Annotated in this window: 12 protein-coding genes; 10 read left to right on the forward strand and 2 right to left on the reverse strand. The window is 69.9% G+C overall.

Annotated features, from left to right (window positions below; translation table 11 throughout):
• Window positions 1–253: 253 nt before the first annotated feature.
• Complete coding sequence (locus ABD340_RS01760; protein WP_344586505.1) at window positions 254–1246, forward strand: FAD binding domain-containing protein; 993 nt, start codon at window positions 254–256, stop codon at window positions 1244–1246.
• Window positions 1247–2305: 1059 nt separating this feature from the next.
• Here ABD340_RS01760 and ABD340_RS01765 read toward each other — a convergent pair.
• On the reverse strand, window positions 2306–3391 hold the full coding sequence (locus tag ABD340_RS01765) for an acetamidase/formamidase family protein (protein WP_344586506.1): 1086 nt from the start codon (window positions 3389–3391) through the stop codon (window positions 2306–2308).
• 50 nt (window positions 3392–3441) lie between these two features.
• Between ABD340_RS01765 and ABD340_RS01770 the strand changes: the two genes are divergently transcribed.
• Window positions 3442–3684 (forward strand): hypothetical protein, encoded by a 243-nt coding sequence (locus ABD340_RS01770; RefSeq protein ID WP_344586507.1) that lies wholly within the window; start codon window positions 3442–3444, stop codon window positions 3682–3684.
• Between the two features lie 285 nt (window positions 3685–3969).
• On the opposite strand, the gene ABD340_RS01775 is transcribed toward ABD340_RS01770, so the two are convergent.
• Window positions 3970–4338 carry a hypothetical protein gene (locus ABD340_RS01775; RefSeq protein ID WP_344586508.1) on the reverse strand — a complete coding sequence of 123 codons (369 nt, stop codon included), beginning with the start codon at window positions 4336–4338 and terminating at the stop codon, window positions 3970–3972.
• Here ABD340_RS01775 and ABD340_RS01780 point away from each other — a divergent pair.
• The 8 genes from ABD340_RS01780 to ABD340_RS01815 all read left to right on the forward strand — a co-directional run bounded on the left by ABD340_RS01780 (window position 4316) and on the right by ABD340_RS01815 (window position 25195).
• Window positions 4316–5479: an MFS transporter gene (locus tag ABD340_RS01780; RefSeq protein ID WP_344586546.1), complete on the forward strand. Its 1164-nt coding sequence runs from the start codon at window positions 4316–4318 to the stop codon at window positions 5477–5479. The genes ABD340_RS01775 and ABD340_RS01780 overlap by 23 nt on opposite strands.
• Before the next feature lie 277 nt (window positions 5480–5756).
• Window positions 5757–5990: a hypothetical protein gene (locus ABD340_RS01785; RefSeq protein WP_344586509.1), complete on the forward strand. Its 234-nt coding sequence runs from the start codon at window positions 5757–5759 to the stop codon at window positions 5988–5990.
• A gap of 615 nt (window positions 5991–6605) precedes the next feature.
• Window positions 6606–8978 (forward strand): M64 family metallopeptidase, encoded by a 2373-nt coding sequence (locus tag ABD340_RS01790; RefSeq protein ID WP_344586510.1) that lies wholly within the window; start codon window positions 6606–6608, stop codon window positions 8976–8978.
• 1 nt (window position 8979) lies between these two features.
• Entirely contained in the window at window positions 8980–13719 is a 4740-nt protein-coding gene (locus tag ABD340_RS01795; protein WP_344586511.1) for a DUF6603 domain-containing protein, read from the forward strand.
• Between the two features lie 16 nt (window positions 13720–13735).
• Window positions 13736–14908, forward strand: coding sequence for a Kelch repeat-containing protein (locus ABD340_RS01800; RefSeq protein ID WP_344586512.1), 1173 nt, complete (start codon window positions 13736–13738; stop codon window positions 14906–14908).
• Between the two features lie 5 nt (window positions 14909–14913).
• A complete protein-coding gene (locus ABD340_RS01805; protein WP_344586513.1) occupies window positions 14914–18111 on the forward strand; it encodes a hypothetical protein in 3198 nt (1065 codons plus the stop codon).
• Window positions 18108–23375, forward strand: coding sequence for a hypothetical protein (locus tag ABD340_RS01810; protein WP_344586514.1), 5268 nt, complete (start codon window positions 18108–18110; stop codon window positions 23373–23375). The genes ABD340_RS01805 and ABD340_RS01810 overlap by 4 nt, the downstream gene beginning before the upstream one ends.
• The gene (locus ABD340_RS01815; protein ID WP_344586515.1) at window positions 23372–25195 is read left to right on the forward strand and encodes a hypothetical protein; all 1824 of its coding nucleotides are present in this window, start codon (window positions 23372–23374) and stop codon (window positions 25193–25195) included. The genes ABD340_RS01810 and ABD340_RS01815 overlap by 4 nt, the downstream gene beginning before the upstream one ends.
• Window positions 25196–25284: the final 89 nt, after the last annotated feature.

The following is a 25284-nucleotide window of genomic DNA, read 5'->3' on the forward strand; positions in this document are numbered from 1 at the left end:
GTCCAGCCGTTCGAGCAGCGGAGGGAGCGCGCGTCGGAGTCCGGCCGGAGTCGTATTCCCCGCGTTCCTGAACCGAATGCCGTGGTCCACGTATGCCGGACTGTGACCCGTCCGGCTGTCGCCGCCTTCCTTGATTCGGGCAGGGCCGAGTTCACTTCTGATTCGTCCTTTGCTGGACGAAACTGACCGGTGAAGAAGTCCGGTGAGCCGCAGGCGGCCGGTGTTCAGCACTGCGTGACCAAAGGAGGCGGAAATGGGTATTGAGGGAAGTCGCGTCGGTGTCGTCGGGGGCAGCATCGCCGGTTGCGCGGCGGCCATCGCCCTCCGGCGGGCGGGCTGCGAGGTCACGGTCTTCGAGCGCAGCCCCGGCGGGCTGCAGGACCGCGGCTTCGGCATCGGCCTGCCCGTGTCGCTGCGCGATGAGTTCGTGGCGGCCGGGTACCTTGATGCCGCGCTGCCCGCGAACCAGACCTGGGAACGCCTGTGGATCGTAGGTGACGGTGGCTCGTCCGGTGCCTCCGAGACCGGACGGATCGCAGGGCGCCAGCCGTTCGTGGCCGCGCTCGTCAACTGGGGCCTCCTGTGGCGCACCCTGCGTGCGGGCGTGGCCGACGGGACGTATCGGGAATCGGTCACGGTCACGGACATCGAGGCCGACGCCGACGGGGCCACGGTCGTCACCGACTCCGGGCGTCGCCACAGTTACGACCTGGTGGTGGGCGCCGACGGCTACCGGTCCGGTGCCCGCCGCCTCATAGATCGCGGGACCAGGCCCGACTACGCCGGTTATGTGCTCTGGCGCGGCAGCTATCCCGAGAGCAGGCTGCCGGGCCGGCTGCCGCGCGAGTTCGAGCACGCGGTATTGACGGTGGGCTTCCCTGGCGGCCACGGGATGTTCTACCTGATCCCTGATTTCGACGGGGAGCAAAGACGGATGAACTGGGCGGTGTACGGCAGCCTGCCGGAACGGCTGCGGTTCGACGATGCCATGTCCTTGCCGCCGGGATGTCGTTCCGGCGCCGCCAGGCGATCAGGAACGTCTCCGCGGCCACGTCCCGCGCCGTCTCGTGGTCGACTCGCCGGGCCGCATAACCCAGCACGTCGTCGTTGTGCGCGTCCCACAACTCGGCGAATCCGTTATCAGGATCCGGCACGCCGACTCCCTTCTCTCAGGTCTGCGTCATCCCGAGATGTCCGGCACCGCCCAAATCTCTACGGTCGCACCGGAAACTTTTGCGGCGGATAAGCGAAGCGGCCTCGGTGCGTAGGAACTCGGCGAGCGTGCGCGTGCGGTCCGGCGGCTGTTCGACGTGGGCCGATTGCTCGCCTCTGGCCTGGACGACCCGTACCGCGGCTCGTACACAGGCGGTTCGGGTGACGTAGGCGCGCCTGGCGGTACAGATCCTGCAGGACGTCGAGGATGCCACGGCGGAGCGGGGACGCCTGGCCGCACTCGGGACGTCGCTCCGCACCATCTTGGTGCAGGCCGGTACCAGTGCGCTCAGCACGAGCCTGCTGTCGCTCTGGACACCCTGACGGCTTGGCCCGCACTGCCTGCTTCACCAGCTCGAACGCCCGCCGGGTCACCTTCAGTTGAGCGATCCGGCGCCGGCCAGGGCCGATGATGGTCGTTGGGCCGCCGGCCGCGAGTACGTGGAGGCGGCCCTCCACACAGGGGATTCGGGTGCGGCAGCATGGCGGCCGAAGCGCCACTGAGTGTGGCGGCATCTGCGTCTGGCCGGAGCGCACGCGTCAGCGCCGCAGGAGCGCGAGGTGCAGGCAAGGTCGGGCGATCATGGGCTCGACACGGACGGGTCCGACTCTCTCAGCGAAGGTGACGCCCTTTGGGCGCTCCTCCGTCCTTCACCGCTGTCGCCGAGGGGCCAGCCGAGCAGGCAATCGGCGTGGCGACGCGTTCCAGCAGGAAGGTGGTGGCCGTCGCAGACTGGAGGCGGCAGCGACCGCATCGAGGGTCCCCAGCATCCAAGGCGCGGCCTGGACGGGGTTTCGGGGCCGACGGTCCGCGCCGGCACCATCAGCTCGCCGGCCTCATCGGCATGGACCACACGAGAGCCCGGATCGGCTGGCGTGCCTTCGGCGGTCAGGCCGGGGCCTCGGACGGCGCCGCGTCGAGAAGGACCTCCACCGCGGCCGGATCCTGGGAATGATTCGCCCGGTGGCCGCGGGTCCGGGCCAGTACGGTGGCGGCCGCGGGCGCGGAATGGGGCGTGGTGAGCGCGAGAGGGCCTGGAGCGTCGCCGTTGGAAGCGACGCTCCAGGCCTTTTGGGCCAGCCTGCGGGACCGTCAGGAGACGGGCCGGCCGGCGGGTGGTTGGGGTCCGCCCCCCACAACGGGAACGTCGGCCCCGTTCACCAGAGGATGCAGCAGGTCCTTGTCGATCTCGACGACGATGACCTTGTTGCCGTTCACCGCCTCAGCGATCTTGAAGTCCCCCACGAGGCTGGAGAGCGTGTAGGCATCGACATCCTCCATCCCCAGGACGTTGGCGAGGTAGTGAACGACCTCTTGGCCGGCGATCCTGATGGCCTTGGAGTAATCCGCATGGATGCCCATGCACCAGACGTGATCGTCATTTTCCGCGCGCGGAAACTCCTTCAGGACGCCACCCTTGCGCACGATGAACTGCACGGTCAGCGACATCGAGTGCTCGATGGCGGTCTGGTCGACCTCGCCGTGACCTTGCGCGCCGTGGGTGTCGCCCGTGTAGAACATCCCGCCGGGCTGGAAGACCGGCAGGTACAGCGTCGAACCCGCGACGAGGTCGCGAAAGTCCATGTTGCCGCCCCACCTGTCGGGTGGGTTGGCGGACACGGTGCCGGCCGAGGTGGGCGGCGCGACCGCCATGATCCCCGCGAACGGCTTGAACGGAATCTTGATGCCGCCCGCGAAGGGGTAGTAGCGCTGATCGGGATCGAGCTGGAACAGACGGTCGGACCGCCTGTCCAGCAGATCGTCGAGGATCCCGCAGCCCGGGCCAGTGCTGTTCACGCCGTACGGAACACGCGGCGAGACGTCCAGGATGCGGATCTCCAGTACGTCGCCCGGTTCGGCACCCTCGACGCCGATCGGCCCGGTGAGGATGTGGCCACTGGCTCCCTCCGGGCGAGGTATCTTCGCCACTTCCATCAGCTCGGGCAGCACCTGGTCGGCGGGCACACCCAGCGCTTTGAAGTAGGCGACCGGCCCCTCGGGGGCGAGGGCCCCGACCCAGCTGACGGTGTTGATCGTGACGCACGCGCCGGACTTCACGGTCAGTACGGGTTCCGGGGTGGGAGTGAAGAGACCCCAACCCGCGGTCTTTCGATTGGTGTCCAGTACAACTGGCTCCGGCAACACGTGTCGGAGCCTGTCTGAGGGCATCTCACCCATGCCAGATCTCCCTTTTCTCTAGTTTTGAGGCGTTTTGGCCTTGCTGCCTTGTGCGGCCTTGCAGCGAGAACCGTCCGTCCCCATCGCGCCTTTGCAAGCCCGGACAGCATCCGCGCCAGTTCGGCCTCAACGTCGTCACCGCGCAGCAGCGGCCGACCGCGACCGTCCAGCCGCAGCTCAGCGACGAGGGCTCCGAGCCAGTGGCCGACCTCGCTGAGAACCGCCAAGGCGGACTGGTCGCCCGCGATGTCAGCGGCATCGCCGAGGGCGGTCGTCGCGAACACTGGCAGTGAAGGCGAGCCGGAGCCGTTGATCGATGGCGGTGCCGATGGTTCCGGCCTCGTGCCGACTCCTTCGCCCGGCCGGAAGAGGAATCGGCGCAGCGGCGCTGGACGTCAGGTCGTACTTTCTGGCTTACCTTCTTCACCTCACCGAAGCCCCGCGCAGGCCCTCAACTGTGTCCCGTCTGCCGCCTTCAGCGCGGACGGACTTGGACTCGGGCCGCCGACGGGCGGTACCGGAAGGCGATGCGCTCGGAGGCGGCGTGCTCGGCGCAGGCGTGGAGGAGCGCGGGGCGGTCACATCTGGTTCGTCGTCGCCGGCAGGGCCGCCGCGGTGATGAGCCGTTGTTGACGGTCGGCCGTGACGCTAAGGGACGGCGCGTCGGGGTTGGGCCCGATCGGGACTCGCTGGACTCGTCGCGGGGCAGTGGCCGGACGTCCGGTTCGCGAGAACGCGACAGCATCCTTCGGCGCGCAGGATGACGGCGGGAACCCGCCAGAGATCCGCAAGTGACGCCTGTTGGGTGGGATGCGCTTCCACTGGCGTTCTCCCACCCACAGGACGGAATCGATGTCAACAGTCGGTACCGCGACGTCGTCCCGCTCGTCCACGACGGGCTGGGCGGCGGTGCTCTCGGTGACGATGGGAATCTTCTCGATCGTCACCACCGAAATCCTGCCGATCGGGCTGCTGACGTCCATCGGTTCCGGCTTCACCGTCTCCGACGGGACGGCCGGGCTGATGATGACCATGCCCGGCTACCTGGCGGCGGTCGCGGCTCCCACGGTCACCGTCGCCACGGCTCGGATCGACCGGCGGCTGATGCTGTGCGCCTGCATGTTCCTGCTGGCGTCGGCGAACTTCATCGCGGCCGCGGCCCCGGGCTACTGGGCGATGCTCGTCTCGCGGGTTCTGGTCGGGATCGTCATCGGCGGCTTCTGGTCGATCGGCGCGGGGCTGGCGGGCCGGCTGGTGCCCGCAGAATCGACGCGCCGGGCGACCGCGGTCATCTTCTCGGCCGTCCCGTTGGGCTCGGTTCTCGGCGTGCCGCTGGGGACGTTGATCGGGGGCCTGGCAGGGTGGCGGGTCGGCTTCGCGGTGATGGGCGTGCTGTCCGCGGCGGTGCTCGTCGCGCTCGCCGTGCTGGTGCCGCCGCTGCCCGCCGAGCAGGTCACCCGGCTCGACGTGCTGCGCGGCATGATCCGGAACGTCGGCAGCCGGTTCGCGCTGCTGGCGACCTTCCTGATCGTCATGGCGCATTTCAGCACCTACACGTATGTGACGCCATTCCTGGAACGCGTCACGCATGTGTCCTCGGGGTCGATCACGGTATTTCTGCTGACGTACGGCGCCGCGGGCATCGTCGGCAATTTCCTGTCGGGCGCCGCCGTCGCGCGCCACCCGCACGCCGCGTTCGGCGTCGCCGGAGGGCTCATCGCCTTCGCCACGCTGGCGTTTCCCGTTCTCGGGCGATGGGATGCCGGTGCCATCGCGCTGCTGATCGTGTGGGGCGTCGGCTACGGCGCCGTTCCGGTCTGCTCGCAGACGTGGTTCGCCAGGTCGGCTCCGCACGCGCCGGAGGCCGCCTCCGTGCTGTTCACGGCGTCGTTCCAGGCGACGTTGTCGACGGGCGCCCTGGTCGGCGGCCTCGTCGTGGACCGCACGTCCTTGTCGACCGTCATGATGCTCGGCGGAACCACCGCCGTCGTCATGATGATGACCGTGCTGGCGTTTCCATCCGCTTCGCGTCCGGTCGGCCCTCGATCGTCACCAGGCCACCGGGACGATCAAGGACGTGTGGCTTGAAGGGCGTCACACAGCGACTCCAGTCTCCAAAGGAGAAAAGCATGATGCACTCCCCCCGTAAGCAGCAGCGGACGCGGTCAAGCTCGTCGAACGTCGCTGATCTCGCCGACGCATCAGGCTCTGGCGGAACGTCAGGTGCACACCCGTGCCGTCGGTCATGAGTGGAACGCGGTGTTCTCGGTGCGGGCTTCTGGGTGGATCATCAGGAGGTCTGGGGCGACGTTCGCGCGGCGTTCGTGACGACCTGGCCGCCGAGACCACCGCCCAGACCGGCACCATGGTCACCTACACCGACATGCCGCCGGCCGAGTATTCCAAGACGCTCGCGAGCGTGGGCCTGCCGCAGGTCCTCGCCGACGCCATCGCAGACAACAGCGCCGGCGCCGCGCGCGGTGGCTGGTACACCGACAGACCTGGCCAGGACCGGCGTACGCGTGCTGAGCCACCACGAACTCACCCGGCAATTCCGGGAATGAGGCGAGCGCGCTCTCACGCCGTGGGCAGCATGTGACGACCGTGACGCCGACGGGCCCTAAGACCCCGACACTCTCCTGCGGCGGCATAACGTCGGGCAGCGTGGCGAGGCCGGCGCCGTTGAGGTGGGCAGGACGCCACGGTTGCGGTGGTGACGGTGAGGTGCCGCGTGGACGTCAGCCCGAACGCCGCACGTACCACTGACAGACGCATGGCCGCGCCTGCGGCGTACGGTCCGTCGCCGGAGGCGAACCGGCCCTGCAGGCCTCGCGTGTAGCTCGAACCTGGTGGCACAGTTCCCTGTCCCTGTGGTCTGTCAGGCGGGTTGGCAGGTGGCGGCCAGGTGATCCTGGAGTTGGGCGCGGCGGAGCTGCCGCTCGCAGCGGTAACTTGCGCGCCCTCGACCCGGGCTTGATCGATTCTGAACCCAGAGTGATCGTAGTATCACCTTGTGTGGCGGCGGTGTGGATGGCTCTGATCGGGCCGTGAGCAGAGGGTGTGCTGATCTCAGGGGGCGCTCGTGGTTTCCGACCTGGTCTTGGTCCCTCACTGCGATCTCCACATGGCAATGAATGTTACGGAACCGCTCACGCTACGTCTGTTCAAGCGAGTGAATTCCCCGACGGATCCGCTGCTTTACAAACTCACGGAGGTGCCGACCTTCGAGGTCGACTTCTTCGCACCGCACAACAAGACTGGGCAGCGGTTTAAATTTCTTCCCTCGTTCGACCCGGACACTCGGGTGGTCACGGCCACGACCCTCGGGGTGTATCTGTTTCAAGTCCGCCTCGTTCGCCAGTACATCGTCGGCCGACTGCAGGTGCACAGTGAACTCGAGGACTGGTGGTTCGGAAACGACTCCATCACCACGGCGCTCGACCCGCCTCGCGCGCACGCACTGCCGTCGATCTACGCCAGATTCAAACCCGATGACAAGGGTACCGATCTGGTGGGTGACATCACGGGTCACCGGTATATCGCATTGACTTCCACGGCTCCGGGCAAGGTGGTTCCCACACCGGAAGGGCGGCTGCGCGGAGTGGCTGAGACGGAACAGCCGGTGAACATATCAGGCACCTTCCAGAACGGGCGGGCCAAGATGTTGCCGGTACGTGTGGTGAATTACGCAAAGAAGCGCCGTGACCTTCTCCCGGTACAGACCCAGGATGTGCCACGCGCCCCGGAAATGCATAACATCGTCTTCATTTCCGAGGGTTTTCGGGAGGAAGACCGGGAGCGATTCGACCGGATCGTCGCCCGGACCCGGAAGGCGATGTTCACCAAGGATCGGCATGAGCCGTACGGGCTCCTCGAACATTCCTTCAACGTGTTCAAGGCCTTCGCGCCGTCGCAGGAGAACATGGTCACTTGTGCGTTCAAGGTCACCGACACGTCCGTACCGGAGGTGCCGAAAGGGCGCCCGATCCCGTTCGATGATCAGGTCAGCGCCACTGATGACAAGTTCTACACGATGGAGCAGCTCGTCTCGAAGGTGGGGCTGCCGATGCGTGATGAGAAGAGGAATAACCTGCCGGATATTTGGCGCGGCCAGAGCCTGGACGACTTCCATGCCGAGAGGGTCAATCCCGAACTTGTGAACGCCTGGAAGGCGCAACAGTCCGTTGGGATCCTCCATGCCCGCGACACGTTCTTCGGTCTGCAACTGGGCTGCCGATGGGCCGACAGGTCCTCAGCCTTCCCTGACGCGGAACCGGTGCGCCCACCCCCCGACGGGGACACCCCAGGGCCCGCCCTGAGCCGTTTCGTGGCCCGCCTCTATGAGTTCTACAGCGGCGTCGATCCCCATATATTCGGGCTTGATCCCCGTCGTCACGCGCCCGAGGTGTGTACCGATCCCGCGAACAATACCGATCCGGGAAACCTGGTCATGAGTTATCTCTCAGGGCTGGAATACGCGGTCTCACCGTTCCCGCTGATCGGGCCGCTCTGGGCGCCCGATGACGAAAACTTCAAACCCAGTCGGGGTATGGTCATCGTGATCGTCAACGAAACCATGAACGGCGGGACCGCCATCAAAGATAGCACGATTACGGCGGCCACCTGCAACAAGGCAAAGGTGCTGGAATTTGTGTACGGCGACCCGAACGTCAAACCGGGAATGCGCCGCCCCCCGAAGGCGGATGTCGTCACTGACTTCATCGAGGTCGCGAACACGGTCGCCCACGAACTAGGCCACGGCTTCAACCTGGATGACGAGTACGAGTCGGCCGGCGGGCTCTCCGATGATGCCGGAGACCTCGAGGACAGTACGAAAGACAACGTGGCCGTGTTCGGGTTCATCCAGTTCGGCACAAACCGAGAGCGAAAGATCGACCCGAGCAAGGTCAAATGGCTCGCGCTACCCCGGATGCGGCTCTCCGACCGCCTGATCGCCCCACTCAGGCTCGTGCCCGGAGGAGTCGAAGTCACCATCGACAAGGGGCAGCTGGCCAAATGGGCCAAGATGAAGGCTGAAAACGCGCAGGTGCACCTGCGTAGGCGCAACATCACGCCCGACGGTCAGCAGTTGCCTCTTACATCTGGCGCACACCAGGTGCACGAGGCACTCAGCATCGCCTCGATCAACGAGGCCGCGGGCACCATGGTGCTGGCCGGCCCGAACTTGCCGCCCGTGGTGTTCGAGCAAGGGTCCACAATCTTCGTGCCGCTCAAGGACGGTCCCGACCACCCGCTTCTTGCGGTCGAGGCGAAGGTGCTCGAACACCTCAACCGCACTCGCCTTCCCCTCAACAGCGACCCCGACACGAGCGCGGCCAACGAAGAACCCGACGGCTCGGTGTCCATCCCCGGCTTCAAGGCGCCCTGTATCGGCTCCGAGCTGATCGGAATCTTCGAAGGGGCCGCGCGTTTCGCCGGCGGCATGTACCGCCCGGCCGGTGACTGCAAGATGCGCAACCAGGGAGACGCGGGGTTCTGCTTCGTCTGCAAGTGGTTGATCGTCAACCGGGTGAATCCAGGACGCCACGGCATCCTCAGCAAGATCTTCTATCCGAAGGCGAAGTAGCGTGGCTGAGACGGGCACGTTCGAGAAGCTGATCGCCGAGCTCGGCCAGGCGCTGCTGCCGCTGCGTGCGCCACTCGCCTCGACGGAGGCGTTCATCGGTCTGCTGCAAGAACTCGGCTGGCAGGCCGACGACATCCCGCAGCCGCTGCGCGATCTCGGTCCAGCGGTGGAGACCCTGTACGACAGTCTGCGCAGAATGCTCGGCGACGGCGGTATCAACCTGTCCGGCTCCGTGGGAGAGGGCGAGGCGAGCGTCGATGTCTCGCCCGACGATGTCGCCCGGGCGCTGCGTGCGGCCCAGGACGTCATCAGCGGCATCCGGGCGATCACCAACGCGCCCGACTCGGCCTTCCCCGCGCCGCTGCTCGCGGACGGCTTCCGCGCCAAGTTCCCCGGTCAGCTGATCCAGTACCTGATCGTCAAGTACCTGCGGCGTTTCCACCCGTCCATCGCGTTCGGGCTGCACTCGCTGGGGGTCGTCAAGACGCCGTACGCGCCGCCCGCGGGCAATCGCCCGCCCTATGTCCACCTCGCGCTCGATCTGGGCGACCTGCCCCGGGCGCTGGGCGACCCGTCGCTGGTGCTGAAGAACGCGTTCGGCTGGGGCGGGGTGGGTTTCGATTTCGGTGAGTTCGCCTCCCAGGTCGATGACCTGATGATGGCGCTGGGCGTGGGCATCACCGTTGGTGAACTGCCGGTGGACGTGGCGACAGCGGTGCAGGGGGCGCCACCGGACCTGACGGTGTCCTCGCCCAAGGCGTTCAAGGCGGTTTTCTTCGAACGGTTCAAGCCGCCCAAGCCACCCATGCCGGCCAACCGCATGGCCGCCGAGATACGGATGCTCGCCCTGCCCGCCAGTGACGGGAACTCGCCCGGCCTGGTGCTGCTGCCCGCCTACAACGGCGTGCTGGACTTCAAGCTGCAGTTGGGCGACGACATCGCCCTCACCATCCGCACCGACCTGGACCTGCAGGGCGGGTTGGCCCTCCAGGTCAGGCCGGGCCGTCCGATCGAGCTCCTCGCCGGCTTCGAGGGGGGCGGCTCTCCCACGCACGCCCGCGGCTCTTTGGCGATCAAGACCGAACGCGGCGACGCCGCCGCCGAACCCAAGGTCATCCTCGGTTCCCCGGGGCGGACCCGGCTGCAGTTCCGCAAGCTCGCCGGGACGGGCGGCGTCCGGCCCGCCGACGGAGCCGTGGACGCCTTCGCCGAGTTCGAGCTGGAAGGCCTGGAGTTCGTCTTCGACCCCTCCGGTGCCGACGGGTTCATCGCCAAGCTCGTCCCGGACGGCGGTTTCTCCTTCGGAGCCGACCTGGCTCTGGGCGTATCGCACCGCACCGGGTTCTACTTCCGCGGCACCTCCAACCTGGAGATCCAGCTCCCCGTCCACCTCAACCTCGGCCCGATCGACGTCCAGTCGCTGACGATCTCGGCGGCGCCCTCCGGGGACGGCCTGCCCATCGGCCTCGGCGCCACGTTCAAGGCCGACCTGGGGCCCATCAAGGCGGTGGTCGAGCAGCTCGGCCTGTCGGCGACCTTCTCCTTCAAGCCCGGCAACGACGGCAACCTCGGGCCGCTGGACGCCTCGCTGGGTTTCAAGCCGCCCAAGGGGGCGGGCCTGTCCGTGGACGCCGGGGTGGTCAGCGGCGGCGGCTACCTGCTCTTCGACCCCGGAAAGGGGGAGTACGCGGGGGCGCTGGAGCTGGAGTTCGCCGGGCTGTTCGACGTCAAGGCCATCGGGCTGATCAGCACCCGCATGCCGGACGGCTCGCGGGGCTTCTCCCTGCTGCTGGTGCTGACCGCCGACTTCGGCACCGGCATCCAGCTCGGGTACGGCTTCACCCTGCTGGCGGTGGGCGGCCTGATCGGGCTCAACCGCCGGATGGACCTGCGGGCCCTGGTCGAGGGCGTCCGCACCGGCTCGCTGGAGTCGGTGATGTTCCCGCGGGACGTGGTGGCCAACGCTCCGCGCATCCTGTCGGACCTGCGCACGTACTTCCCGCCGCAGCAGGGCACCTTCCTCGTCGGCCCGATGGCCAAGATCGGCTGGGGTACCCCCACACTGATCACCGTGTCGCTGGGTGTGGTCATCGAGATCCCCGGCAACATCGCCGTCCTCGGCGTGCTGCGCTGCGTGCTGCCCACCGCCGAGCTTCCGCTCCTGGTCCTGCAGGTTCAGTTCGTCGGCGCGATCGAGTTCGACAAGCAGCGGCTATGGTTCTTCGCCCAGCTGTTCGAGTCGCGCGTGCTGTTCATGACGATCGAGGGCGGCATGGGGCTGCTCGTCGGCTGGGGCGACAATCCCGATCTGGTCGTCTCGGTCGGCGGGTTCCATCCCTCCTACAAACCGCCGCCGCTGCCCTTCCCGGTGCCGGCCCGGATCCGGGTCGACATCATCAACCGGCCGGGCGCCCGCATCACCGTCTCCGGCTACTTCGCGATCACCAGCAACACCGTGCAGTTCGGCGCGCGCGCAGAACTGGTGCTGGGCTTCGACGACTTCGGCATCTCCGGCCATCTCAGCTTCGACGCGCTCTTCCAGTTCTCCCCGTTCCGGTTCGTCATCGCCATCTCCGCGGGCGTCTCGCTCAAGGCGTTCGGCGTCGGCCTGTTCGGCATCGACCTGGCGTTCCAGCTCGAAGGGCCGGCCCCCTGGCGGGCGCGCGGCCGGGGCTCGATCTCCCTGCTCTTCTTCGAGATCTCCGCCGACTTCGACATCACCTGGGGCGAGGACCGCGACACCACGCTCCCGCCGGTCGACGTCCTGCCGCTGCTCGCGGGAGAGCTGGCCAAACCGGAAGGCTGGGAGACCCGGCTGCCCACCGGTGGCGGCAACCCGCTGGTCACCCTGCGCGCCCTGCCTCCGGGCGGAGACCTGGTGCTGCATCCGCTCGGCTCCCTCTTCATACGGCAACGCGCCGTGCCGCTGTCGGTCAGGCTGGACCGGATCGGTGCCCAGCGTCCCCGCGACGGCAAGCGATTCAGCGTCGAGCCCCTCGCGGAGGGTGGCCTGATCCGGGCCTCCGTCACCGCCGACAAGTTCGCGATGGCCCAGTTCCAGGACATGGACGACGCGGCCAAATTGTCGCGACCGGCGTATGAGAACCAGGACGCGGGCCTGGAACTGGTAGCCGCCCAAGGTGCCATGGCCTCGGCCCGGGTCGTCAAGCGCAGCGCCCGGTACGAGCAGATCGTCATCGACAGCAGGCTGCGCCGCCCGCCCGGGGCGGTTCGCCCCGCCATCCGTATGGTCAGGCAGGCCGACGGCGTGGTCCGACAGGTCGCCGCGACGGCCGTCCCGACCAAGCGGCTCACCAGCGTCAGCCCCGCCGTCTTCAGCCGGCTTCTCGAAGGCAGCAGCACCAGCCGCTCCCCGCTGTCACAGCGCGAGGCAGACCAGCGTCAGCCCTTCCCGGCCGCCGAGACCATCAAGGTCAACGGCCGGCGGTACGTCATCGCCTACGTCCGCAACAACCTGCAGGCGTTCCCTCCCGCCTCGCACGGCTCGGCCACTGCGAGCTTCCGCAGCCATGCCGCGGCCGAAGACGCCCTGGCCGAGTGGGTGATCGCGGACCCGACCCTGGCGGGGCAACTCCAGGTCATCCCCGAATCCGAGGCGGCGGCTCCGCCGGCGCCCGCCCAGGCCTGGGCCACGATCGGCCCGCTGCCGGCTCCCGTGGCCATGCCGGCGGTCGTACGGCTGAACAACAACAAGGTCCTCAGCGCGGGCGGTCAGGACGCCACCGGCAAGCCGGTCACCGGCGCGACCCTCTTCGACCCGATCGCCGGCACTTGGGCTGCCACAGCACCCTTGCGTACCGCCCGCGACCAGCACACCCTCACCAAACTCCAGGACGGCCGCGTCCTCGTCGCCGGCGGCCGCACGCCGGACGCCGCCACCGGCGTCACCACGGTCGAGATCTACGATCCCCTCACCGCCACCTGGTCCGCCGACGTGCCGCCCATGCACGTCCCCAGGTACGACCACACCGCGACGGCGCTCCCCGACGGCAGGATCCTCGTCGCGGGCGGCACCGGCACCCGCGGCGGCTCACTCGCCTCGGCCGAGGTGTACGACCCCGCCGAACGCGAGTGGACCGAGATCGCCCCGATGACCGACGCTCGCTCCGGTCACCAGGCCGTACCGCTGACGGGCGGGCGGGTGCTGATGATCGGCGGGGTCCTCAAGACCGGCCGCACCGACGCCGCCCTCGCCTACTGCGAGATCTACGACCCCGCCGCCGCCCGTGCCTGGACGCCCACCGGATCCCTCAACACGCCTCGTTCCGGCCACCAGGCGACCCTCCTCAACGACGGCACGGTCCTGGTCTCCGGCGGCGACGCGCCCACCGGCCTGGGGAGAGGCCCGTTCAGCCCGGCCGCCCTGGCCGGCGCCGAGCGCTATGACACGGCGAGCGGAACCTGGCGGCCCGTACGGCCCATGCCCGGTGGCCGCACCCGTCACCGTGCGCTGCTCTTGCGCTCCGGCCAGGTGCTCGTCACAGGCGGCACCCGGGCGCCCGTTCCCGACGGCGGGTTCCGCAGCGCGCTGCTCTACGACCCCGCCGCAGACGGCTGGACCGGCGCGGGTGCGCTGGCCACCGGGCGGTGGGCGTTCGCGGCGATCGACCTCGCCGACGGCCGGGTGCTGGCGGCGGGCGGCCGAACCCGCTCGGCGACCGCCGCTCCGCACCCCGGTACCGACGTCGTGACCGCCACGGCGGAGATCTTCACGCCCTGATATGGAGGCTTCAGCCATGAAAAGTCCCACCCTGGCGGCCACGGGGCAATGGACGAGCACCGGTGCGTTGCCGTCTGCCCGCGCCTGGTCCGGTCAGCATGACAGGCCCGTCGTGCTGGCCAGCGGCAACGTCCTGGTGGCGGGAGGTGCCGACGGCGCGGACACCGCGCTCGCGCAGGCGGCCTTGTACGACCCGATGGCCAGGACCTGGGCCGCCACCACCGCACTGCACACGGCACGGCGGCTGCACACCGTCACGCTGCTCGAAAACGGCAAGGTGCTGGTGACCGGCGGCATCACGGGGACGGCGACGTTCCCGGCCGCGGGGCTGGCCTCGGCCGAGCTGTTCAATCCGATGGGCAGCACCTGGACCGCGGTCGGAAGCCTGGGCACGGGCCGGTGGGGGCACAGCGCGGTGCTGCTGCCGAACAAGAAGGTGCTCGTCGCCGGCGGCTGCACGACCCGGGACGGGCAGTCGGTCAAGGCACTGCGTTCGGCCGAGCTCTACGACCCGGGGACCGGGGCCTGGTCCGAGGCCCCGCCGATGACCGACGCCCGCTGCGGACACTCCGCGCTCGTGCTGAGCAACGGCAAGGTACTCGTGGCCGGGGGCAGCGCGCCGGTCGCCCGGGACACCAACGCCGCACTGGCCTTCTGCGAGGTCTATGACCCGGGAACGGGCACGGCGGGAGCCTGGACGCCGACCGGGAGCCTGCTCGTGGCCCGCGCCGGGCATCAGACCACGCTGCTGTCGGACGGCACGGTACTGGCGAGCGGCGGCAGCGCACCGGGCGGTCCGGGCGACGGCACGTTCGACCCGTTCAGCCGGGCCACGGCCGAGCTTTACAACGCGACGTCGGGGGGTTGGAGCGCGGTGGCGAACATGCCCGCCGGCCGGGCCCTGCACCGGGCCGTCGCGCTCGGCTCGGGCAAGGTGCTGGTGGCAGGCGGCACCGACAGCCCGCACGACGGCGTCGGCTATGCCAGCGCGCTCATCTTCGACACCGCCACAAGAGGGTGGAGTCCGGCGGGCGGGCTGGCCGTGGGCCGGTGGGGGTTCGCGGCCGTCGCGCTGACGGACGGCAAGGTGCTGGTCACCGGCGGGATCACGCGGACCGGGCTGGCCGCCGCCGATCCCGGCACCGCCGAACTCACCGCCGCCACCGAGATCTTCAGCACCGGCGGGTGACCCTCATGACGCCGAACGCCTACTCGTTCCTGCCCTGGCTGCGCACGGGCCTCTCCACGCGGATCACTACCGACCCCGGGACCGCCGACCGCGCCACGATCCCGGTCAAGCTGCGGGTGACGGGGGACGCGCTGGAAGGCGGCGGCACCATCAAGCAGGATGTCGAGAAGACCCTGCAGCTGTACGGGCCGGGCGATGTCGTCGGGCTCGACCCTCGGGTGATTTCACGCACCGAGCCGCGCCCGTGGATGACCAACGTCGAACCCAACTACCTGGCGCACATCGAGTTCTACGACGAGGATCTGCCGTGGCGCTACAGCCCGGCACCGCCCGATCCGGCGACCAGGCGGCTGCTGCCCTGGCTCGCGGTGATCGTACTGGCCGGGACGGCCGAGCCCGCCGGCGATCCGAACGCGGAGTTCACCGAAGGCACGGTCGCGGGCAGGCCCCTGCCGTCCATCACGGTGAAGGATCCTGCCGCCTCCCTGCCACCGCCGGCCCAGCTCGGCGCGTGGGCTCACGTTCACGTCAACGGTGAGCTGGACCGCGTGATCGCCAGCGACGACCCCACGGCGGCGCTGGCCTCCCTGCGGGGGGTGCTGAGCAGGAACGCGGACCTGGCGTGCTCCCGGCTGATGTGTCCTCGGCGGCTCGGCCCCGGCACCGGCTACCACGCGTTCCTGGTGCCCGCTTTCGAGACCGGGCGGCTGGCCGGTCTCGGGCTGGACCCGGCCCTCTCGCCCGGCGCGCTCCATTCCAGCTGGGGGCCCGGCTACCCGGGCCGTCCCGAACCAGGGACCTTGCCGTATTACCACCGCTGGTCCTTCAGCACCGGGAGCGCGGGCGACTTCGAGTTCCTGGTCCGCCTGCTGGAGCCGCGTTTCGCCGATCCGCGCATCGGCCGCCGGGACATCGACGTGCACAACCCGGCCGGGCCCGGCCTGCCCCCCATCACCACGCCGCCCGAGCTGCACGGCGTCCTCAAGCTGGGCGGTGCCCTCCAGGCCCCTCGGCTCTCGGAGGACGTCCACGACAAATGGGATCAGCCGTATCCGCATCCCTTCCAGCGGGCCCTCGCCGGTCTGATCAACCTGGCCGACGACTATCTCGTCCAGACCCCGGCGGCCGCGCATGCGGCGCTCAGCGACGAGGTCCGGGAGTACGGGGTCCAGGAGGTGGCCGGGGAGGTCGATCCCATCATCACACCGCCGCTGTACGGGCGCTGGCACGCGCCCGCCGGCCGGCTGCTGACCAAGCGCAACGGTCAGCCGATCACGCCCAACCGGAACTGGGTGCACCGCCTCAACCTCGACCCGCGCTTCCGCGTCGCCGCCCATCTGGGCACTCGCGTCGTCCAGGAGCGGCAGGAGGAGTTCATGGCCGCCGCCTGGGCCCAGATGGGCGACGTGCTGGCCGCCAACGCCAGGATCCGCGCCGCCCAGCTCGCCCGCGAGGTCGGAAATGTGATTCATGCCAAACACCTGGAGCCCGCCGCCACGACGCCGGCCGCGTCCGGCGACGCTGCTCCGGTCCCGTCCGGACGGGCCCTGGTTCTGACCGCGCCCGCCAGTTCCCGGGTGACGACTGTGATCAGCAGCGCACCGGGCGCCGTGGGAGCGGCGGCGGAGGCCGCGGGGGAGAGGGTCACGCTGGGGTTCCAGATGGCGCGCAGCCGGGTGAGGGCGGCCCCGTCGTCGGCCCCGATGCGGCGGATGACCCGGCCGGGCTCGCGGCTGATCCGGACCCTGCCGTTCACCGAGGCCAAACCGCCGGAGGTGCTGGTACCGCGCATGAGCGACCCGGCCGAGGCGGTCACGGCGGCGCCCGCCAAAACGACGCCCGAGGCTGTGGTCACGCCTGCCGAACTGGACAAAAAGCTGCATCCGACTCCGCCGCCCGTCTCCCCGACGAGTGGAGATCCGGTGGACCGGTTGCCGCTCAGCCCGGACTTCGTGCTCACCCTGCCCGGCGACACGTTCGTCCCCACCCAGGGGACCGAGGACAGCAAGGAGGCCAAGCGTTTCAAGGACGGGCTCCGTGACATCTACCGGGGATGGAACGCGGCGGCCGTCGGCGGGCAGGAGGACCGGCGCGATCCGCTGAACGTGCCTGCCGCCACCAAGGCGATGCTGACCGGGCTGCGATCTGACCAGGCGGTTCCGAAGAGCCTCCTGAGCACGGTCACGTTGCCCGAGCGGTTGCAGCCGTTGGCGAAGCGGTTCGTCGAGGCGATGGCCTACCCCGTTATCGACCTGCCGATGTACCGGGCGTTGCTGGACCTTTCGGTGGACTTCTTCGTGCCCAACCTGGGGTTGGTGCCACAGAACACTGTGACGCTCCTGAAGACCAACCAGGCCTTCATCGAGTCCTACATGGTCGGGCTCAACCATGAGATGGCCCGCGAGCTGTTGTGGCGGGAGTACCCGACCGACCAGCGCGGCTCGCCCTTCCGGCAATTCTGGGATGTGCGCACGGTCGCGTCACCCCCGGAGGAGGACGCGGAGCAGCGGCGCGAGCGGCTGTACGACATCCGGCCGATCCATGATTGGCCGCAAGGCTCCGAGCTTGGTCACAACGACAACCGGGAGACCGGCGCGCAGGAAGAGGAGCTCGTCCTGGTCATCCGGGGCGAACTGCTGAAGAAGTATCCGAACGCGGCGATCTATGCCCACCGTGCCCGCTGGCAGCCCGAAGGGGGGCCGCCGGACCCTGCCCAGGAACGGGTCCCGATCAAGCCGCGCGACCCGGCGCATCCGACGCTGGAAGAGATCATGCTGCCGCTGTACGAGGCGAAGGTGGACCCGGACCTGTACCTGCTCGGGTTCGACCTGACGGAGAAAGAGGCCAAGGGCGACATCGCGACCGGCGAGGCGGGCTGGTTCTTCGTCATCCAGGAGCGGCCCGGTGACCCCCGGTTCGGCCTGGACGTGAACAAGGCCCCGAAGGTCGAGGTGTGGAACGACCTGTCCTGGCCTGACGTGGATCCCGGCGGGCTCGGATTCGTCAGGCTGGACGAGAACACCGTGCAGGTCCCGCTGCGGGAGTTCGACGTCCCCGCCGAGGACCAGGAGAAGAACGACCAGCAGCTGGAAGACAAGTCTCTACCGGTCTGGCACGGTGGGCTGAGCTCGGCGGACGTCGCCTACATGCTCTTCCAGGCACCGGTGCTGATGGCCGTACACGCCCAGGAGATGCTGCCGTGACAGCCGACAATGTGACGGGCGCGCTCGCCTCGCTCAGCGACGACTTCCCGGTGCTGCTCGGCCCGGTCCGGGTGGAGACCCGCTTCACCGCCACCGAACTGCTGGTGCGGATCTTTCCGGACGAGTGGTGCACCGACAAGTTCGAGCCGCGGCCGACACGGGCCGAGATCGGCGCGCTCGACGCGTACTGGACGGCGCTGTGGCGGTCCGGCGGCAACCCGGTGGGCGAACAGGCCGCCTGGCAGGAGCTTGTGGCGCGAGTGCCGGGCGGGCGGGCGAGCTGGCTGCTGCGCACGCACCGGCCCGCCAATCCAGGGGAACGGCCGACCGGCCTGCCCGGCGGGACGACCGTCCTGGTGGTCGTGAGCGGCTGGCCGCTCCCGGCCGACGACCGGCAGCCGACGATCACGTACTGGACCGCGATCTGGCGGGCGCACGGTGACCGGGCCAAGCAGCGGGCCGCCGACACGGCACTGCGCAGCGCCGTCGGCCAGACACGGGCGCAGGCCATCCGTGCCCGCCGTCCGGCGGGCATCGACGCGGCGCCCACCACCGCCGGCGACGCCGTGGCCGTGGCCTTCCTGGTGCTGCCGCCGCCCGCCGCCGCCGATGTCGCCGAGCATTCGTGGACCCAGGCGGCACGGGCCCGGCTGCTGCCCGACCGGTTCACCGTGTTCGGCTATGTCAACGGCGAGCGGGTTTTGACGGCGACCGGGGTGACAGTGCCCGACACGCTCGCGGTGAGCCCCGACCCGGGCGTCGGCACCGACCGCCAGCTCAAGGTGAACGAGCAGACCGGAGCGCTGCGCGTGCCCGACGAGCTGCGCTGGCTGACCGACTTCAACCGGGCGGTCGCGGTCGGCATGGGGCTGCGCATCCCGCTCACCCCGTCGATCGGGCGCGGGCTCGACCGGCTGATCGTGCTCGGGCTGCGCGAACGCTCCGGCCCCGAGCAGTCGGCCACCCAGCTGGCCGAGCTGATCAACCGCCAGTCGCGCGGCCCCGCCGGGTACGTGCTGTTGCCCCAGGGCACCCCGACCAACAACACCGAGGCGGCACCGGCGGGTCAGGACGCCCGGGCGGAGGCCGAGGCCGGTCTTCGCGCCGCCGCCGGGGTCACGGCCACCGACGACTGGCGAACGAAGACCGACGGCGAGTGGTTCGCCGACCTGCTCGGCATCGACCCGTCCGTGCTGGAGGGGATGCCGAACGCCGACGGTACCGACCAGCGGGACGCCCGCGCCGCCAACACCGCGTTGTGGCCCGCCACCTGGGGTGCGTACCTGCGCGGCATGATGCACCCGATCCTGTCCGACCAGGCGGTGGACGAGACCCGGGACTTCTTCGTCCGGCACGTGTCGGGGCGCGGGCCCATCCCGGCGGTCAAGATAGGACGTCAGCCGTACGGGATCCTGCCCACCACCGCGTTCTCCCGGATGGAGTTTCCAGAGGGCGCCAAGCACCGCCGTGCGTTGCACAAGCTGCTCGGCGTCGCCGCGCAGGACTGGCAGACTGCTGCCGACACAGTCAGCCACCTGGGCAAGAACGGCGATCCGCACCGGCTGCTGCTGGACATCCTGGCGCTGCACCCGACATCGGCGGAGTTCTATCAGCGCTATGCACAGAGCGTCGAGGACATCTTCAACAGGGAGAACCTCAACAGCGGCGGCCCTCGGGTACTCCCGGCCCTCGACCAGCTGAACATGCCGCAACCGATCCGCGCCCTGCTCACCCGGCTCGGCTACGCCGACCCGCCCGGCCCCGACCCCGACGTGATCCGGCGGCTGTTCGTCGGAGACCAGTACCCGCTGCTCGGCCCGCTGGTCGATGACCGTCCGCCGTCGGAGACCGACACCATCCGCCCCTACGTCCCCGACCGGGGAAACTACCTGCACTGGCTCGTCCGGCATGCTGCGCGGGATCTGGAGACGATTCGCCTCGAAAGGGGCTTCATCGACGACCGGCCTCCGGCCGCGCTGCTGTACCTGCTGGCCCGGCACGCGGTCCTGCTGGGCTGGGAGGACTGCGCGCGCCGGCTGGCCGCCGCCACACCCGGCCCGGTTCCGTCCGGCCGCGACCAGCTGTTCATTCACGTGCGGCCCAACCGGCCGGGACAGCAGCCCCTGCCGAGCGAGAGCAGGTTCCGCCAGCTGTACGAGCCTGACCGGAACATCACCGGAACCGCGGATAAGCTGGTGGTCGACTTCATCCCGGACGCCATCGCGGCGCAGCGCCCGGCCACCGCGCAGCTCGTCGAGCAGATACGGGCGCTGGAGCATCTCGCCGGGCTGTCCACGGCGCGGCTGGAGCGGGTGCTGGCCGAGCATCTGGACTGCGCCTCGTACCGGCTCGACGCCTGGAGGCTCGGCCTGGTCAACGAGCGGCTGGCCGAGCTGCGGTACGGTCCGGACGGTGTCTCCGGTGGCAGCCCGGCCCGGCGCGGGATCCATCTCGGCGCGTACGGCTGGCTGGAGGAGGTCAGGCCCCGGTCGCGTCCCGGGGAGAAGCAGGTGGAACTGTCGGGTGACCTCGCCGAGCTGTTCACACCGCCGGGATCCAGCCCGCTGATGCACGACCCCGCGAACGGCGGCTACATCCACGCGCCGTCCCCCGGCCAGGCGACGACCGCCGCCGTACTGCGCGCCGGATACATCGCCAACGCCTCCCCCGCCAACCGCGAAACGTTCGCGGTCAATCTGAGCTCGGAGCGGGTCCGGGTGGCGCTGACCCTGCTCGACGGGCTGCGCCAAGGCCAGTCGCTCGGGGCGCTGCTCGGGTACCGGTTCGAACGGGCCTTGCACGACCGGTACGCCGACGCCGAGCTGGACTCGTTCATCACGGCCCTGCGCGGGGCGTTCCCGCTCCGGGCCGGGCGGATCGCCGACACCAAGCCCGAGCCCGGCGTCGCCGTCGACCTGATCGAAGCCCGCAACGTCATCGACGGACTCGAACTGGTGCTCCGCGCGACCAGGGTGCCCGGCGCGGACGTCTACCCGTTCGGCGTGCAAGGTCTGCCGAAGCCGAGCGACGCCCAGCGCAAGGCCATCAATGACGAGGTGCGAAGGCTGCTCGACACCCACGACGCACTGACCGACCTCGCCGTCGCCGAGAGCACCCACCAAACGGTCGCCGGCAACCCAGAACGTGCCGCGTCGACGCTCGACGCGTACGCCAAGGAAGGTGTCGCACCCGAGCCCGAAGTGGTCCGCTCACCCCGCAGCGGCACCACCCTCACCCACCGGCTGGCACTGCAGCTCACCCCGGGCATCCGCCCCGGCCACAGCGCCCCCTCCTTCCAGGGCGACGGGCCGCGCGCCAAGGCCGAACCCGCCGTCGACGACTGGCTGCCCACCGTACTGCCCGGCCAGCAGGACGTGACCGCGCTGGTCACCTGGGTCGACCCCGGCAACGGGGTGGCCCGCAGCAGCAAGGTCACCCAACGGGATCTGAACCTGCGGCCGATCGATCTGCTGTGGGCGGTACGGCCGGTCAGCGAGGCGGCGATGACCGACCTGGACGACCGGATCATCGGCGTGGTCGCCACCCGGGACCGTCCCCGCCCCGACGCCCAACTGATCATCCAGCACACCCGGCGCGTCCCCGGCAAGGTGACCTTCTTCGAGCTGGCCCCGCTGATCGCGGCGCTGCGGTCGCTGCTGACCACGTCCCGGCCGGTGCGGCCCACGGACCTGATCCCCGCCGCGGGCGACGCCCCCATCGACAGGGCCGCCGACGAGGCCCTGACACTGCCCAGGGAACGGCTCGTGGCCGTCCGGGACAGCCTGGCGGCGTTGCGCGCGACGGTGACCGGCTACCTCGCCGACCTGGCGCCGCTGTTCCCCGCCCCGCCCGCACCGGTTCACCGGACCGAGGTGATCGGCAACATCGACACCTTCCTGCACCGCTACGCCGACCTGATCGTGACGGCGGGCGGGTTCGGCATGGTGCGCAGCGGCTGGGGCGAGGCCACCGCCTGGCGGCGCGACAGTTACGCCGCGGTGCTCGCCGCCGTCGACGAGGTCGCCGACCGGATGGGCCGGGCGCTCGCCGACGCCGACGCGCTCATCGCCGCCTACGACGCGCTGCCGTCGAACACCCCGGTGCCCGAGCGGTTCCGGCTGCTGGAGCGGATCGAGCGGCTGCTCACCACCAAGCCGACCACCCCGCGCCCGAGCACCCCGGAGAGGCTGCGGACGACCATCGCCACCCGCCGCCAGACGTTCGACAACCGGCTCCAGGACCTGCGCGAGGTGGCCCGCACCACGCAACCGGCCCTGAGCGGGCTCATGGCCCAGGTCGCCGCGCTGCTGCCGCTCACCCATCTCGACCCCGCCGGGCTGACGCTCACCCCGTTCGAGGACAAGATCGTCGACTACGGCAGGGACCTGCTGGACCGGGCCCGGGCATTGCAGACCGAGATCGTCGACCGGCTGACCGCCGCCGAAGCCGGGCTGGCCGAGCACGACCAGGCGGTGACCGGCCCAGACCGGTTGCGGGCCGCGCTCGACACGCTCAAGGCGCTGCTCGGAGAGGACGTGCTGGCCGTCCCGGAGTTCACGCCGTCCACCCAGCTCGCCACGGACTGGAAGAAGGCCCGCGACGACAGCGGCAAGCTGATCAAGCATCTGGAAGACGCCGGGCGGGACTTCCCGGTGGACGACTGGCTGCACGGCATCGCCCGCGTCCGGGAAAAGCCGCGGATGTGGGAGCAGGTCGTCATCCTCAGCGACGCGCTGCGCGGCAGCGGCGGACTGCTCGGGGACGTGCTGGGTCTCGAGGAGCCCCAGCTGGAGCCGATCCAGCTGCCCTACCGGACGAACGACCACTGGTTGGGCATGGAATTCGCCCCGGACACCGCACTCGACACCGACCGGCTGCTGTTCACGGCCCACTACGCGTCCAAGCCTCTACCGACCGCCGGCAACGCCTGCGGTCTCCTGCTCGACGAATGGACCGAGGCGATCCCCGCCCTCAAGGAGACCACGGGGATCGCGGTGCATTTCGACGGGCCCGACTCCGAGCCCCCGCAGGCCCTGCTCCTGGTCGCCCCGCCGGTGCGGACGGGCGCCTGGAATCCCGACGACCTGCTCGCCGCACTGCATGAGACGTACGAGCTGATGAAGGCCCGCGCCGTCGAACCCGCGCACCTGGACGACACCGCCTACGCGCACCTGCTGCCCGCGACGCTGGTGTCGGCCACCCAGAAACCCATCACCATCAGCACCGACTACGCGACCAACAACCTGCGATGGAAGGCCCCATGACCGCGCCGCTCCGCATCGAGAACCTGCCGGACGCCTTCGCCAAGCGGGACCACCCCACCGTCGGGCTGTGGAACCGGCTGGAGGGCCGCCCGCGAACGGTCGACTTCGATCGCGCCCTACGGGTGGAGGTCCGCGACGCGCTCTGGATGCTCACCCGCCAGTGGCAGCTCGGCGAGTTCCGCGGCTCCGACGCGGGCTCTCCGGTCACCGCCACCTACTCGGTCGCAACGGCAACGCCCAGCCGATTCCGTCCCACCTCGGGCGGTACGGTGCAGAACCTGCCCGCCGGCCGCCCGTTGGAGGACATCGCCGAACGCAGGCCGCTGCCGTTCGCGTTCGGACCTGACCGCATCTCGTACGACCTGCGCCTGGCCATCGGACGCCGCTGGCTGAAGATGATGAGCCGGAACCTGCCCATCCGGCACCACCGCCGGGCTTACGTCGACCGCTACCCGATCGACCTGCCGAACCCGGCCGCCGACGCCGACACCCCGCGCGTGGCCCACCCCTCGGTCTGGTCCACCCTGCAAGCCGCCTCCGGACGCCGCATGGACGGCTACGAGCTCTACCGCCGTATCAAGCTCGGCCACGAGGCCGCCGAAGGCATCCCCCTTGTGGCACCGCCCCACCGCACCCTCCTCAACAACCTCGGCACCCGCCTGGTCAAGTGGTTCGACGACCTCATCGACCAGCCCGCCGGGGATGTCACCTGGGATCCGCGCCGCCTGGAGCACCGCTTCTCCATCGCCGCCGGCCAGCAGGGCGGCACCGAGAAGGTCCTCACCGCCCAGGAGTACCCCGGCGGCGAACTCGACTGGCATGCCTTCTCGATCGACAGGAACGTCCAGATGGGCGGCACCACCGCACCGCCCGCCCCGATCAACAGAACCGTGTTCCCGGCACCGGTCCGCTACTCCGGCATGCCGCTGCCCCGCTGGTGGGCCGTGGAGGACGGCCGCACCAACTTCGCCGCCGTACGGCCCGACAGCACCGACCTGGCCCGGCTGGTCGTCCTGGAGTTCGCGCTGGTCTACAGCAACGACTGGTTCCATCTGCCGTGCGACCTGCCCGCCGGGACCCTCGCCGAGCTGCGCGGCCTCGCGGTCACCGACGTCTTCGGCCGGCGACAGTGGATCACCCCGGCCGGCGCCGGAGCCGACAACGACTGGCAGCGCTGGTCCATGTTCACCCTCGACACCATCGGCACCGACGCCGTCCCCGCCGACACCGGACTGTTCCTGCCGCCCACCATCCCCAAGGTCGCCGACGGCCCCGCCCTGGAGGAGGTCTCCCTCATCCGCGACGAGAATGCCAACATGGTCTGGGGCATCGAGCAGACCGTCCGGCTCCCCACCGGCGAAGGACGCAGCGGCAGTGAGGCCGCCGCCGAGATCCTCGCACACCGCCGCCGCCTGTTCCCGCCCACTGCCCCCAGCACGCCCGTCGCCCCTATCGCCTACCAGGCCATGACATCCGTCCCAGGCCACTGGATTCCGTTCATCCCCGTCCGCGTTCCCGGCGACAGCCGTCGCATCCAGCTCCAGCGCGCAGCCATGCCCAGCGAAATCGACCAGCGGCCGGTACGCCCCCGCACTGCCCTGCTACGCGAAGGCCTCGACGCCACCCAGCCCCGCTCTTACTTCGTCAACGAAGAGGAAGTGCCGCAGACCGGGACCAAGGTCACCGTCGCCTACAACCGCACCCGCTGGGCCGACGGCCAGGTCGCGGTCTGGCTCAGCGCACGCCGCGGCACAGGCCGCGGGGAAGGCTCCAGCGGCCTGGCCTTCGACCTCCCCGTGGACACCCGCCCTCCAACCTGACCGCGCCTTCGCCAGGGCCGGGCCGCTGATGTCCTGCGTACCGGCCGCCTGCAGCGCATCACCGGAGGCGGGTACATGCTGCCCAAGGC

Source organism: Actinomadura vinacea (genome assembly GCF_039532545.1).
Classification (GTDB): Bacteria; Actinomycetota; Actinomycetes; order Streptosporangiales; family Streptosporangiaceae; genus Spirillospora; species Spirillospora vinacea.